Annotated in this window: 12 protein-coding genes; 4 read left to right on the forward strand and 8 right to left on the reverse strand. The window is 66.5% G+C overall.

Annotation, left to right across the window (positions count from 1 at the left end):
• Window position 1 precedes the first annotated feature (1 nt).
• On the forward strand, window positions 2-1,426 hold the full coding sequence (locus ACT17R_RS15825; RefSeq protein ID WP_234181067.1) for an amidase: 1,425 nt from the start codon (window positions 2-4) through the stop codon (window positions 1,424-1,426).
• Window positions 1,427-1,435: 9 nt separating this feature from the next.
• On the opposite strand, the gene ACT17R_RS15830 is transcribed toward ACT17R_RS15825, so the two are convergent.
• From ACT17R_RS15830 to nhaA, 4 genes are all read right to left on the reverse strand, one after another.
• Complete coding sequence (locus ACT17R_RS15830) at window positions 1,436-2,563, reverse strand: aminotransferase class V-fold PLP-dependent enzyme (RefSeq protein ID WP_234181065.1); 1,128 nt, start codon at window positions 2,561-2,563, stop codon at window positions 1,436-1,438.
• On the reverse strand, window positions 2,560-3,330 hold the full coding sequence (locus ACT17R_RS15835; protein WP_062764145.1) for a tryptophan 2,3-dioxygenase family protein: 771 nt from the start codon (window positions 3,328-3,330) through the stop codon (window positions 2,560-2,562). Before ACT17R_RS15835 ends, ACT17R_RS15830 begins: the two co-directional genes overlap by 4 nt.
• 139 nt (window positions 3,331-3,469) lie before the next feature.
• Window positions 3,470-4,912, reverse strand: a complete 1,443-nt coding sequence (locus ACT17R_RS15840) for a hypothetical protein (RefSeq protein WP_444809807.1) — start codon at window positions 4,910-4,912, stop codon at window positions 3,470-3,472.
• A gap of 44 nt (window positions 4,913-4,956) precedes the next feature.
• The gene (gene nhaA, locus ACT17R_RS15845; RefSeq protein WP_444809808.1) at window positions 4,957-6,243 is read right to left on the reverse strand and encodes a Na+/H+ antiporter NhaA; all 1,287 of its coding nucleotides are present in this window, start codon (window positions 6,241-6,243) and stop codon (window positions 4,957-4,959) included.
• 421 nt (window positions 6,244-6,664) lie between these two features.
• On the opposite strand from nhaA, the gene ACT17R_RS15850 reads away from it, so the two are divergent.
• The 3 genes from ACT17R_RS15850 (at window position 6,665) to ACT17R_RS15860 (ending at window position 10,124) form a co-directional block, all read left to right on the forward strand.
• Window positions 6,665-7,573 (forward strand): sulfite exporter TauE/SafE family protein, encoded by a 909-nt coding sequence (locus ACT17R_RS15850; RefSeq protein ID WP_003042748.1) that lies wholly within the window; start codon window positions 6,665-6,667, stop codon window positions 7,571-7,573.
• A complete protein-coding gene (locus ACT17R_RS15855) occupies window positions 7,570-8,340 on the forward strand; it encodes a TIGR02186 family protein (RefSeq protein ID WP_444809809.1) in 771 nt (256 codons plus the stop codon). The genes ACT17R_RS15850 and ACT17R_RS15855 overlap by 4 nt, the downstream gene beginning before the upstream one ends.
• Before the next feature lie 71 nt (window positions 8,341-8,411).
• Complete coding sequence (locus ACT17R_RS15860; RefSeq protein WP_186401633.1) at window positions 8,412-10,124, forward strand: ATP-binding protein; 1,713 nt, start codon at window positions 8,412-8,414, stop codon at window positions 10,122-10,124.
• Between the two features lie 36 nt (window positions 10,125-10,160).
• Here ACT17R_RS15860 and ACT17R_RS15865 read toward each other — a convergent pair whose 3' ends face one another.
• From ACT17R_RS15865 to ACT17R_RS15880, 4 genes are all read right to left on the reverse strand, one after another.
• Window positions 10,161-10,550, reverse strand: a complete 390-nt coding sequence (locus ACT17R_RS15865; protein ID WP_444809810.1) for a VOC family protein — start codon at window positions 10,548-10,550, stop codon at window positions 10,161-10,163.
• A gap of 48 nt (window positions 10,551-10,598) precedes the next feature.
• Window positions 10,599-11,750, reverse strand: a complete 1,152-nt coding sequence (locus ACT17R_RS15870; RefSeq protein WP_444809811.1) for a cell wall hydrolase — start codon at window positions 11,748-11,750, stop codon at window positions 10,599-10,601.
• 145 nt (window positions 11,751-11,895) lie between these two features.
• On the reverse strand, window positions 11,896-12,690 hold the full coding sequence (locus ACT17R_RS15875) for an ABC transporter ATP-binding protein (RefSeq protein ID WP_444809812.1): 795 nt from the start codon (window positions 12,688-12,690) through the stop codon (window positions 11,896-11,898).
• A gap of 166 nt (window positions 12,691-12,856) precedes the next feature.
• Complete coding sequence (locus ACT17R_RS15880; RefSeq protein ID WP_444809813.1) at window positions 12,857-13,114, reverse strand: hypothetical protein; 258 nt, start codon at window positions 13,112-13,114, stop codon at window positions 12,857-12,859.
• Window positions 13,115-13,348: the final 234 nt, after the last annotated feature.

Raw genomic sequence — 13,348 nt, forward strand, 5'->3', positions numbered from 1 at the left:
TGTGGGATTTGCCGAATATGAAAGCTACGACGCGCTCGGCCTTGCCGACCTCGTCGCAAAGGGCGCGGTATCGCCGCTCGAGCTGGTCGATAGCGCGATCGAACGGATCGAGGCGCTCAACCCCCGCCTGAACGCGGTGATCTTCACCGATTATGATGGCGCCCGGGCGCGCGCGAAGGCACCGCTTCCCGACGGGCCGTTCCGGGGCGTTCCCTTCCTGCTCAAGGACATATTGGGCGATCTCGCCGGGTGGCCGACGCGCAACGGATCGCGCATCTCGCCGCCCGTTCCGATGCCCTTTACCGCGACGTTGGTGCAGCGCTTCCTGGCGGGCGGACTGATCCCGATCGGCAAGACCAATGTGCCCGAATTCGGCGTCGTCGCGACGACCGAGAGCAAGCTGTACGGGCCCGCCTGCAACCCCTGGAACCCGGCGCATTCGACCGGCGGCTCGTCGGGCGGATCGGGCGCGGCGGTGGCGAGCGGCATGGTGCCCGTCGCGCACGCCAACGACGGCGGCGGATCGATCCGCATCCCTGCAAGCTGCAACGGCCTGGTCGGGCTGAAGCCGACGCGCGGGCGCAACCCCTTGGGGCCGCTGCTCGGCGACGTCATGGGCGGCCTCGCCGCCGAACATATCGTCAGCCGCAGCGTGCGCGACACCGCGGCGATGCTCGATGTTACCGCGGGCGCCGAGCCCGGCGATCCCTATGCGGCGCCGCCCGCTCCGCCGAGCTGGCGCCGGGCCGCCGAGGCGCCATGCCCCAAACTGCGCATTGCGTTTGCGCGCGCTGCTCCGGGTGGTCGGGCGCTCGATCCTCAGGCGGTCGCCGCGGCCGAACATGCGGCAAAATTGTGCGAGAGCCTGGGTCATCATGTCGAGGAAGCATCGCCCCCGGTCGACAATGATGCGATGGTCCCGGCCTTCATGGCGATCTGGTCGAGCGGCGCGGCGATGCAGATCGACGGCATCGCGATGATGACCGGGCAGACCCCCGGTCCCGACAATCTGGAGGGGCTGACGCGCGGCCTTTACGCGATGGGCAAGGCGATCAGCGCGCCGCAGCTGTGGGGCGCGATCTTCCAGCTGCAGCAGATGGCGCGCGCGGTCGCGGCGTGGCACGCCGACCATGACGTCTGGCTGACCCCGACGCTCGGGGCCCCGCCGCCGCGCAACGGCAGTTTTCCGCTCGACAGCGAAGACGTAGCCGCCGGTTTTGGCGCGATGACCGACTATGTTCCCTTCACCGCGATCCAGAATGCGACGGGGCAGCCCGCGATCAACGTCCCCCTGTGGTGGACGCCCGAGGGACTGCCGATGGGAACGCAGTTCGTCGGTCGTTTCGGCGAAGAGGCGCTGCTGCTCCAGCTCGCGGCGCAGCTCGAAGAAGCACAGCCCTGGTTCGGCCGGCGACCGGCGCTCTAGGGGCGATCCTCAGACGAGCGCGCGAACGGCCGCTTCGGCGTCGTCGGCACCATTATAAGCGTGAAACGACAGCCGGACGGTGGTGCCGCGGAAGTCGGCGCTGATTGCATTCGCGGTGAGCGCAGCGGCGACGCGCGGCTGGTCGGTGCCGGTGTCGATGCACAGCGTCCCGCCGATGTCGCCTTTGGGCCAGCACCACTGCGGGGTCGAGGGTTCAAGCGCGGCGCGGAGGATCGTCTGGAGCGCGCGATTATGCGCGCGGATCCGCTCGACGCCGATCGCAGCGATGGCTTCGATGCCCGCGGTCGACAGGACGAAGGGGGCGACATCGGGGGTGCCCCCCCACCAGCGGCGCGCGTCGGGGGCATAGCGGAAGCTTTCGATATCCATCTCGAACGGATTGTCGTGGCTCCACCAGCCGCGCTCCATCGGATCGAGCGCGGTGCGGTCGTGCGGCGCGACCCACAGCCACGCGGCGCCCGGTCCGCCGCACAGCCATTTGACGCTCGTGCCGATCACCGCATCGACGCCCCATAGGGCGGGCGCGACGGGAACAACGCCGACCGATTGCGCGCAATCGGCGATGCAGCGTGCGCCCGCGGCGTGCGCGGCCGCGGCGACGGCGGCGATGTCGGTCAGCGCGCCGCTGTTCGAGCTGACGTGCATGGCAACGACTAGCGCGACATCGTCGTCCAGCGCCGACGCCCACTGCGCCGGATCGCGCACATCGGCGGCGGCAGGCAGATAGCGCGTCGTCCACCCCGCGGCGGCGAGCCCGCTTGCGACATAGCCGATCGTCGGAAAGGCGCTCGGCGCGAGCAGGATGGTGCGCCGCGTCGTCGCGGTGCCCAGCGCCGAAAGGTAGCGAGACAGCGCTGCGCTGACATTGGTGGCGGGGCACAGATCGCGCGCTTCGACGCCGATCAGCTTCGCCAGCGCGGCGCGCCAGCCGTCGATCGCCTCCAGCCAGTGCGGCCAGGCTTCGCCCGTCTCGCGCCACGGCGTCAGCATCCGGTCGCGCAGCAGCGCCTCGGCGCTGCGCGGCTGGCAACCGACGCTGTGGCTTTTCAGATAGACCGCGCCGGGCGGCAGGAAAAAGCGCCCGGCCACCGCGGCCGGCAGCAGTGCGCCGCTCACAGGCCGCTGCCGTGCCCGGCCGGCGCATTGCCGCTGATGCTGTCGCGCTTGACGCCATATTCGGCGCCCCAGCGGTCGGTCATCGCGGCGCGAATGTCCCACAGTTCGGGGAAGAAGCGATGCCGTGCGCCGGCATTGAGCAGTTCGACCGGACGCCCTTTGAGCGACTTCGATCCCATGCCGATCGACCGGTGGATGAGATAGATGTGATGGGCGCGAAAGATCTGGAACAGCTCGTCGAATTCGATCAGCGCCTCGGCAACCATATAGGCCTCGTCGTGCCGGTAGCCGGTGTCATAGACGTCGGCGACGCTGCGCCCGGCAGGATCGAGATAGGCCGATTTGTAGCGCGCCCACAGCGGCTGCGGCAGGGTGAGCAGCAGCTGGAAGCCGGGGCTTTCCTGCCCCGATCCGTTGCCGAGCTGAAGCCGGATCGCCTGATAGTCGAACGGACTCATCGTCTCCAAGAGCGCCAGCTGATCGGTCATCAGCCGCATGATCCGGTTGACGCGGTCGAAGAGCGACAGGACGCGCATCGTCTCGCCCGCCGCCATATGACCGTCGATTTCGGCGAGGGTGAAGGCCATCAGCTTCATCCACAATTCCTCGACCTGATGGACGATCTGGAACTGCAATTCGTCGGGGGTGCAAAGCTCGGCGAGCGGCTTCTGGCAATCGAGCAGACGGTCGACCGCCAGATAGACGCCATAATCTTTCATGACCGGCGCTTCGATGCGCTGGTGAATATCCTGTTTGTCGAGGTGCATGGGAAATCCTTGCGATTGATGGAACCGAAAGGGCGCGCCGGGTTTGGCGCACCGACGGATCAATCGCGCGGAGCCACTCCCGCGGGCGGACGCCGCGGCGATCCCGCCTGGCCGAGCCAGAGGAGGGCGACCGCGGGGGTCATTGCGCGGCAAGATCCGCGGGTAGGGTGGGTTCGCCGAGAAGGCCGAGGAAGCGGCGCCACATCATGTCGCGGGACGGCCCGCCGCGTTCGACATAGTCGCGCACCATCGCTTCGCCGAGCCCGTAGTTGATGACGTAACTGCGATATTTTTCGGTGAAATCTGTCATCTGCTCGGCGCGCGGTCGCGACACGAGCCCATATTTCTGCGTCAGCGCCACCGCCGTCGGCCGGTCGATCGCGCCGTCGAGATATTGCTGGGCAATCGTCAGCCGGGCGCCCGACAGCGCTTTCATCGCATCGAGAAGCTGCCAATAGCGTTCGTCGGCGGGCGGTTCCATGCCCGCCAGCGGCATGATCGTGCCGCGCTCGACGGCGATGCGTTCGTCCCCCGGAAAGGCAAGGTCGATGCCGTAATTGGCACTCCCTTCGGCAAGGAAGCTTTGCGGGCTGTAGAGCGGATAGACGCTATATTCGATCCAGTTGCGGTCGCGGACCAGCTTCGCTTCGATTTGCAGATTGAACAGATGGTGGCCCGGATAGCCTTCGTGGCAGCCGAGATCGAGCGCGCGCGACAGGCGGATCGGCAGGTCGGTGTTGACCTGGATGATGCTGCGATAGCCGCCCATGTAGAAATTATAGCCGCTCCAGCTCTTCCCAGTGACGAACTGCAGGTCGAAATTCTCGCCCTCGGGCATCGCCACCTGCGCGGCGGTGCGCGCGCGGCATTGGGCGATCGCTGCGTCGAAGGTCGGCTTCAGCCGGGCGGCGGGAATGGTGAAGCGGTCGAAATAGGCATCGACGCGATCGGCCAATTCGCCGTCGCCGGGGACGAGCTGCGCGATCGCGGCCAGCGCGGCGTCATAAGCGGACAGCGGTTCGAGCTTCGGGCGCACGCCGAAAAGCCGCTCGGCCTCGTCGGCAAAGGCCAGCCGCTTGCCCTGCAACATTTCGCTCCGCGTCTCGGCAGCGAGCAGCATCGCCTTCAGCGCGCGCAAGCGCCGTTGATCGGCGGCGGCGGTCAGGTGCGGCGCGACGTCGTCGAGCGATGCCGAGAGCTGGCGCGCGGCTTCGCCCAACATCGCAAGGCTGCGCGGATCGGTCACGGCCGCCGCCATCAGCGCCTTCGGTCCGTAATAGGCGTCGATATCGCTCTTGTTATGCGTACCCAGTTCGAGAACCAGCCCGACATAATCATGCGCGACGCTGTCGAGCGTGTGGCGAGCGACCGCGGCCACGGCGGGATCGAGCGCGGCGTCTGCTCCGGCGGGCGCCGGCATCGGCGGCGGCAGCACCGTCTGCGGCAGGATGGTGACGGCCATTGCCGGCTCCGCGGGCGCCTGCTCGGTTGGCGCGTCCTTTGCAGCGCGTTCAGCCGCCTTGCGCTGCGCCACCACCCGTCGCATCTCGGGGTCGAGCGCATAGCATCCCGACAGGGTCATGCCTGCAAGGACCGCAAGGGCCAGAAGTGCGCTGCGGCGGGGCATCAGCCAGCCGTCGCGGGCCGCACTTCGGAGGTGTCGCTGACATCGCCGTCGCGGGCGATTTCCGCGTCCGAACTCGTCTCGATCCCCGAATGGTCGGGATGGAGCGGGGCGAAGCGCAGCACGGCAAAACCGGTCAGCGCGGCGACGAGCGATCCCATCAGGATACCGATCTTGGCCTCCTCGATCAGCAGCGCGTTGCCCGGGAAAGCAAGGCCGCCGATGAACAGGCTCATCGTGAAGCCGATCCCGCACAGCACCGACACGCCATAGATCTGCAGCCAGGTCGCACCGCGCAGCTTGCCTGCGATCCCCAGCTTTACGGCCAGCCAGACGCTGCCGAAAATGCCGACCTGCTTGCCGAAGAACAGCCCGGCTGCGATGCCGAGCGGCAGCGGGGCGAAAATCTGGTCGACCCCCAGTCCGCGCACGTCGACACCGGCATTGGCGAAGCCGAACAGCGGCACGATCGCAAAGGCGACCCACGGGTGCAGACCATGTTCGAGGCGGTGGAGCGGCGAGGTTTCGCTGTCCGGCGCACCCGGCGTGCGTTCGAAGGGGATCGCCATCGCCGCGAGGACGCCGGCGATCGTCGCATGGACGCCCGAGAGCAGCATTGCGTACCAGAGCAGCGCAAAGAGCAGCAGATAGACCGCGAGATGCTTCACCCCGGCGCGGTTGACCGCGAACATCACGCCGAGCAGCAGCGCCGCAGCGCCGAGCGCCAGCATGTTGATTTCGGCCGTATAGAAAAGCGCGATGATCGCGACCGCACCCATGTCATCGACGATCGCGACGGTCACCAGAAACAGCTTGAGCGACGTCGGCGCGCGCTTGCCGAGCAGCGCGAGCACGCCGATCGCAAAGGCGATGTCGGTCGCAGCGGGAATCGCCCAGCCTTGCGCAAGGCCCGCCGTGCCCCCCGCAAGCAGTATGTAGATGACCGCGGGAACCGCCATACCCGCTGCAGCGGCGATCATCGGCAGCCGCCGCCGGTCCCAGCTCGCAAGGCGTCCGTCAACGAACTCGCGCTTGATCTCGAGCCCGACGAGCAGGAAGAAGATCGCCATCAGCCCATCGTTCACCCACAGGTGAACGGTCATCGGACCCAGCTTGTCGGTCAGCGTCGGCCCCGTCACCGCATGGATTGCGTGGTGATAATCGCTGGCCAGTGCTGAATTGGCGATAATCATTGCCAAAGCGGCCGCGAAAATCAGCAACATCCCGCCGGCGCTCTCGCTTTCAAGAAAGTCGCGGAGAGCCGAGCGTGGCGACGAACTGCGGGTCACGAAATTACACCTCTTTTTGTCTCGGGGCCATTTGGTGGACGTCGTAGCGCGCTCGAACGGCCGCGTCACGCTTTACAAACCGATTTTGCCGATCAGCCATTACCTTATGGAACGCCAAGACGTCACGAACAGGGGCGAGGCAGGCGGGTGGAAGCGGTGACCGCATGGCTGGGCTGTCTGGTACAGAGCGCCGGCCATGATTTGCTATCTTCACCGCCGCCCGGGGCGCGGCGGCGTTGCCCATTTCAGGCCTTGGAACAGGGCGTCCGGGGACCGGCGTCTGCCGCCAGCACAGGCCGCATAGGGGATTCGCCCCTTGCGCGCTTCTCCCGCTAGTCAGGTGGTTCCACCTGCGCTGAAAAGCCTCTAGGGTCGCCGGAATCGGTGCTGGTTTTGCGCCGCTGACGTGCATACGGGGCCCATGGATCTTTACCTTCCTGTCGCCAATCTGTCGGTCAACGCGCTGGTCATCGTGCTGTTGGGCGGCGGGGTCGGCTTTCTGTCGGGCATGTTCGGCGTCGGCGGCGGCTTTCTGACGACGCCGCTGCTGATCTTCTATGGCATCCCGCCCACGGTCGCTGCAGCTTCGGCCGCGACGCAGGTGACGGGGGCCAGCGTCTCGGGCGCACTCGCCCATTTCGAGCGCGGCGGAGTCGATTTGCGGATGGGCGCGGTGCTGATCGCCGGGGGGCTGCTCGGATCGCTGATCGGCGCCGGATTGTTCGAACTGCTCACCGCATGGGGGCAGATCGATACGACGATCAACATCCTCTATGTGGTGCTGCTGGGATCGGTCGGCGGGTTGATGGCGCGCGAAGCATGGGGCGCGCTGCGCGCGCTGCAGGCCGGGCTGCCGGCACCGGCGCGCAAGCGCCGCCACCATCCGATGGTCGCGAACCTGCCGATGCGCTGGCGCTTCTATCGCTCGGGCCTCTATATTTCGCCACTCGCGCCGCTAATCCTCGGGGCGCTCGTCGGCATATTGACGATGCTGCTCGGCGTCGGCGGAGGTTTCATCATGGTCCCGGCAATGATCTTCCTGCTCGGCATGGGAGCGCAGGTGGTCGTCGGCACCTCGCTGTTCCAGATCCTGTTTGTCACCATCGCGACGACGATGGTCCATGCGATGACGACGGGCGCGGTCGATATCGTCCTTGCCGGCCTGCTGCTGCTCGGCAGCGTGACGGGCGCACAGATCGGTGCGCGTTTCGCGCAAAAGGTCCGCCCCGAATATCTGCGCATGGCGCTGGCGATCATCGTGCTGCTCGTCGCACTGCGCATGGCGGTCGGCCTCTTCATCCGCCCCGACGAAATCTACACCGTCCAGTGAAGCGGATCGGCGCCTCGATCGCAGCGCTGCTGCTGTTGCTGCTGCCCGCCGCGGCGCAGGCGGTCGATCCGCGCCTGGTGCCCGACGTGTCGAGCCGCTCGATCGAAATCCAGTACAGCTTCACCGGCGAGGAATTGCTGCTGTTCGGCGCCATTCTCTATCCCGGTCAGCGCCTGCCCGACGATCGCGCCGATATCGTCGTCGTTCTGAAGGGCCCGGTGCGGCCGGTGGTGCTGCGCGAAAAGCAGCGCATCGCGGGCATGTGGGTCAACGCCAGCAGCATCCGGCTGCGCACCTCACCCGGTTTCTACGCGATCGGGTCGTCGCGCCCGGTCGACAAGCTGGTCGACGAACGCACCGCGGCGATCTTCGAGCTTGGCCTTAAAAATCTGTCGATGTCGCCGACGGGCTTTTCGGAGGCGAAGAAACTCGAGCGGTTCGAGGCGGGGCTGGTCGATCTTTATCGCCGCATGGGGCTCTTCTACGAAAACCCTTCGGCGGTCGAGATTACCGAAGGCGTGTTGTATCGGGCGCGAATCCCCGTGCCGGCGCGCGTTCCCGTGGGCACCTACCGCGCCGAAACCTATCTGATCAGCAAGGGACGCGTGCTGGCGGTCGCCTCGCGCGACGTCCAGATCCGCAAGGCGGGCTTCGAACGCTTCGTCGCGCTCGCGGCGCAGCGGCACGGGTTCCTGTACGGCCTTGCCGCAGTCGCGCTGTCGCTGCTGCTCGGCTATGCCGCATCGGCGCTTTTCCGCCGCCGCTGATCTATCATAAGCGCTTTGTTTACCCTCGCCTGCGATAGTCGACGCGGGACAAACATATGGCGGGGCTGAATATGGATATGCATGGGGGCGGTTTTGGTACCGGGGACGCGACGGCTGCGCAGCATGTCAGGCTGGCGGGCGGCGGAACGGCGGCGCCGATTGCCGCGGTGCAGGCGCACCACCGCGACGACCTTCTGATCGGCGAAGTGATCGACATTGCCGGCTCGGCCTCGCGCATCCTGCTCGATGCTTCGGCGTTGCAGGGCTTGTCGACATCCAACGACCCTTCGGTCGCGATGGCGGGCCAGGTGGGCGCCCAGGTCAAGGTCCGCGTCGGCAATGTCTGGCTGCTCGCCAGCGTGCGCGACCAGCAGCTTTACGAGCGCGGCGAGGGGCTGATCGTCGCGGCGATCGATTTCCTTGGCGAAGGCGAAGAAGAAAAGCTGACCGGCCGCATCCACAATTTCCGCCGCGGCGTGACGCGCTATCCGATTCCGGGTAGCCAAGTCTATGCCGCGACCAGCGCCGACCTCAAGCAGATCTACGCCGCCGACGAGCGGGCGCACGTCGAGATCGGGACCGTCTATCCGACGCGCGACATTCGTGGTTCGCTGTATGTCGACGCGATGCTCGGCAAGCATTTCGCGCTGCTTGGATCGACGGGTACGGGTAAGTCGACGAGCGCCGCGCTGATCCTGCACAAGATCTGCGAGCTGGCGCCGCAAGGCCATATCGTGATGATCGACCCGCACGGCGAATATTCGGCAGCGTTCAAGGGCACCGGGGCGCTGTTCGACGTCGACAATCTCGCGATGCCCTATTGGCTGATGAATTTCGAGGAACATTGCGAGGTTTTCGTCACCAGCGAAGGGCGCGACCGCCAGGGCGATTGCGACGTGCTCGCCAAATGTCTGCTCCAGGCGCGGCTCAAGAACCGTCTGGCCGAGGGCATGACCAAGATCACGGTCGATTCGCCGATCCCCTATCTGCTGTCGGATCTGCTCAACATCCTGCAGAACGAGATGGGCAAGCTCGACAAGGCCACTTCGTCGGCGCCCTTCATGCGCATCAAGGGCAAGATCGAGGAAATGCGCGCCGACCCGCGCTATAATTTCATGTTCTCCGGCATGCTCGTCGCCGACACGATGGCAAACTTCCTCGGCAAGATCTTCCGCCTGCCGTCGGACGGCCGGCCGATCTCGATCATCGACGTGTCGGGGGTGCCGTCGGACATCACGGGTGTCGTCGTCGCGGTGCTGTCGCGCCTGACCTTCGACTATGCGATCTGGTCGCGCGGCGAGCCGCAGCGCCCGATCCTGCTCGTCTGCGAAGAAGCCCACCGCTACATCCCGTCGAAGGATAGCGGGCAGGGGCAGGCGGTGCGCAAGATCCTCGAACGCATCGCCAAGGAAGGCCGTAAATACGGCGTGTCGCTGGGCCTCATCACCCAGCGCCCGTCCGACCTTGCCGAAGGCGTGCTGTCGCAGTGCGGCACGATCATCTCGATGCGCCTCAACAACGAACGCGACCAGCATTTCGTCAAGGCGGCGATGCCAGAGGGCGCGCGCGGCTTCATCGATTCGATCCCGGCGCTGCGCAACCGCGAATGCATCATCTGCGGCGAGGGCGTGTCGATCCCGATTCGCGTTCACCTCGACACGCTCGAGGAAGACAAGCGCCCCGCGTCGAGCGATCCGCTCTTCTCGCAGCTTTGGCGCGAAACCGGCGGCGAGCCCGAAATATTGGAGCGCGTCGTCAAGCGCTGGCGCAGCCAGGGCAGGTAAGGCTTCCGTCGTCCCGGCTTTCGCCGGGACGGCGATCTAGCCCGCTTGCGCCGGCTCCCACAATTCGATCGGATTGCCTTCGGGGTCGTGGACGCGCGCGAAGCGGCCGACTGACGGATCGTCCCACTCCTTCTTGGTGATCACCTCCTCGCCGGCGGCGCGGAACGGCGCGAGCACCGCGTCGAGATCGTCGACGCGCAGGTTGATCATGAACTGGCGGCCGGCCGGGAAATAGTCGGTGTCGGCCTTGAAAGGCGAAAAGACCAGCGGTCCGCCGGTCACCGTCCACACCCATTGATTGACGGGCGCGCTGTCGTCGGCGCTGCATCCGCCGCCGACGCCGAGACGGTCGCGATACCAGTCGCTGAGCGCAGCGGGATCGCGCGCGCGGAAGAACAGGCCGCCGATGCCTTTGACATGCCCCATGGAAACGCCTCCTTCGCCTTGTGAGCAGAAGAAGCTAGCGCGTCGCGCCTAGCGAATCCACTCGCCGCTCTTCTGATATTCCTCGCGGATCTGACCCGACTGGTTGAGCCGCGGATCGCTGTAGGCCGGCGGCGTGGGCGCCGCGGGCGCCGAAGGGGACGGTGCCGCGGTCTGTGCGGGCGCGCTCAGCGTGCCGGGCAGCGGTGCGGGGCCGCCCGCGGGCAAGGGATCGACCGCGGCGGCGGGCAACAGGGGTGCGCCCGGGATCGGCCCCTTCTTCAGGATCGCAAGCTGCTGCGCGACCGGAAGATAAGGGCCAGGCACCGGCTCGCGGCCCAGATAGGGCGCGCGGAACGCGTCGGGCATGCCCCAGCGGCCGCGCCAGCGGTGGAAGATATGGGCGCCGACGATGTTGGTCATCACCAGGCTCTTGCCCCAGCGCGGCCAGATTGCGGTGGTGTGATAATGGGTGGCGAGCCCGACGCCGGGAAACACGGCGCCGTTCAGAGCCGCCGATGCAATGCGGCTCGCACGCAGCCAGTTGTCGCGGCTCGGCGCGCGCGCCATCGCGCCGTCGCACGAGAAGGTGAACTGGCACACGCCGGCGCGTTCGGAACCCTGAAAGACGACGCCGCACACCGTGCCCGGAAAGCTCGGGTGGCGCACGCGATTGAGTATCGTCTGCGCCACGCCGCGCATCCCGTCATCGCTTTCGGAGGCCGCCTCGTAATAGAGGGCGGAGGTCAGGCAATAATGCGCGCGTTCGCGGTCGAGCGCGGTGACGCCGCGAAAGACGTAGGATTTAGCCGCTGGGCCGACGAAGGCTTCGTCGCGAAGCTGCGCCGGATCGGCGGGCGGCAGTGCGGTCGCATCCGCATAGCCGACGCTGCTGGGATCGGGCAGCGTCGGGTCGATCTTGAGTGCGTCGGCGTAGCTGTCCGAATTCATCACCGCCCAGCGCGTCGGGTCATAGGGTTTGAAGGTCAGCGGCACCGACACGCTGTAGGGACCGAAGCCGCGCGGACGGAACTGGCCGCTCGACAGCGCGAGCGCTACGCTGGCGACAAGCACGGCGGCGAGCAGGCCGATCCAGAAGTTGCGCCCCGGAGCCGCCGCCGCAGCGGCCGCGCGCGGCGCACCGCGCCAGGCGGCGCGGGCGTCGGCATAGCCAGGGGCGTCGAGGTTGAGTTCGGGTTTCATGCGCGCGTCAAAATCCGGTGCCCCGCCCGATCGGCCGATTCGCCCGGGCGTGCTGCGATCCCTGCTTATGCCGCGAGGTGCGAATAAAAGATTGCTCCGTCTGTGCGCTGTCCCGCAGCGGGACAGGAGGAGAAAGCGGCGGCGGTCAGTGGTGGATATCGGCCTGATACCAGCCGTGCCGCTCTGTCACCGTCATCGGCAGGCCGAACAGGCGCTTCAGGCTGTCGCCGGTCAGCAGATCGGCCTTCGCGCCGTCGCGGTCGAGGCGGCCGCCGCGCAGCATCACGATGCGGTCGATCTCGGGCAATATCTCCTCGATATGATGCGTAATCAGCAGCAACGCGACCCCGCTGCGCGCGACGCCGCGCAGCATGTCGAGGAAATGATGCCGCGCCGCGGGGTCGAGCCCGGCGCACGGCTCGTCGAGCAGCAGCGCGCGAGGGCGGTGCGCAAGCGCGCGGGCGATGAGGACGCGGCGGGCCTCGCCCGTGGACAGGCTCGCCATGCTGCGCCCGATCAGATGCTGCGCGCCGACATCGCCGAGCGCCGCCACTGACACATCGACCATCGCCTGCGTATAGCTTTGATGCGCCCACAGCCCGCGCGAGGCGAAAAAGCCCGAGACGACGCAGTCGAGCACCTCCAGCGGCGGCTCGGCGTCGAAGTCGAGCTGCATCGTCGACGACACGATGCCGAGCAGCTTGCGCAGATCGAAGACGTTCCAGCTGTCCTGCCCGAAGATGCGGACGTCGGCACCCCAGGCGGGATAGAGCTGGCGCGCGATCAGCTTGACCAAGGTCGATTTGCCCGACCCGTTGGCGCCGAGGATCGCGGCGCTCTCGCCCGCCGGAATGGTCAGCGCAGGCAGATCGAGAATGCACGCCTCGTCGGCCATGACGCGGACGTTCGACAGCGCGAGCAGAGAAGAATCGTCAACCATGCCGGTGCGTTGAGCATGACCGTGTGCGCGAGGGAAGGGGAAAGGTGAGCGGCAGTTGGGCTTGGGGGCGGGGAGGGCAAGCGATCCTGCAAACGCGGCCCCGCACTGTGGATTTGCATTTGACTATATCCGAGGCAGGATCGCGTTCCCGACATAATAAATCTCTCTAACGCGCTGCCATGTATAGACAGGTGAGCGCTTGGATTCCGCTCATCGTCCACCACGAATCCGAGCATGTCTTGGCCAGTTTTGCCGGGATCGGCTTATAGGCTGGCTGATCGGCCTGGCCGACCGAAATGTCTGGGCGCTGTTGCGAAGTGATCTGCGTGGCCTTCTGTTTCGGTTTGACGGTCCCTGCAGAGACGGGTGCCGAAGCCAGTGCAAAGGCACCAAAAATCGCGATTGCGATTGCCTGATTACGCATTCTATTGCTCCTTGCAATTTGTTGGTCTGCTATCGGCGATCCGCAATTTGCCAGCGTTTTGCCGACCAGCCTGAAAAGCTTAACATTCCAGCAGGGGAAGGACGACGTCGGCGCGATACCGGTACACCGAGGACGCAGAGGAAGAATCGTGAGCCCGCAACCGACCGGAAAGCCGCCCACCCCATTCTCCCCTTGCCGACTCATGCGCCAAAGCCTATATGCGGCCCACTTCTT

This window comes from Sphingopyxis sp. Q841 (genome assembly GCF_052384365.1).
Lineage (GTDB): Bacteria > Pseudomonadota > Alphaproteobacteria > Sphingomonadales > Sphingomonadaceae > Sphingopyxis > Sphingopyxis terrae_A.

Bases quoted from the DNA above. Each gene is read 5' to 3' on its own strand.
- ACT17R_RS15835 (WP_062764145.1), bottom strand. From the start codon at position 3,330: ATGCACCTCGACAAACAGGATATTCACCAGCGCATCGAAGCGCCGGTC.
- ACT17R_RS15840 (WP_444809807.1), bottom strand. From the start codon at position 4,912: ATGACCCTGTCGGGATGCTATGCGCTCGACCCCGAGATGCGACGGGTG.
- ACT17R_RS15850 (WP_003042748.1), top strand. From the start codon at position 6,665: ATGGATCTTTACCTTCCTGTCGCCAATCTGTCGGTCAACGCGCTGGTC.
- ACT17R_RS15860 (WP_186401633.1), top strand. From the start codon at position 8,412: ATGGATATGCATGGGGGCGGTTTTGGTACCGGGGACGCGACGGCTGCG.
- ACT17R_RS15865 (WP_444809810.1), bottom strand. From the start codon at position 10,550: ATGGGGCATGTCAAAGGCATCGGCGGCCTGTTCTTCCGCGCGCGCGAT.
- ACT17R_RS15870 (WP_444809811.1), bottom strand. From the start codon at position 11,750: ATGAAACCCGAACTCAACCTCGACGCCCCTGGCTATGCCGACGCCCGC.
- ACT17R_RS15875 (WP_444809812.1), bottom strand. From the start codon at position 12,690: ATGGTTGACGATTCTTCTCTGCTCGCGCTGTCGAACGTCCGCGTCATG.
- ACT17R_RS15880 (WP_444809813.1), bottom strand. From the start codon at position 13,114: ATGCGTAATCAGGCAATCGCAATCGCGATTTTTGGTGCCTTTGCACTG.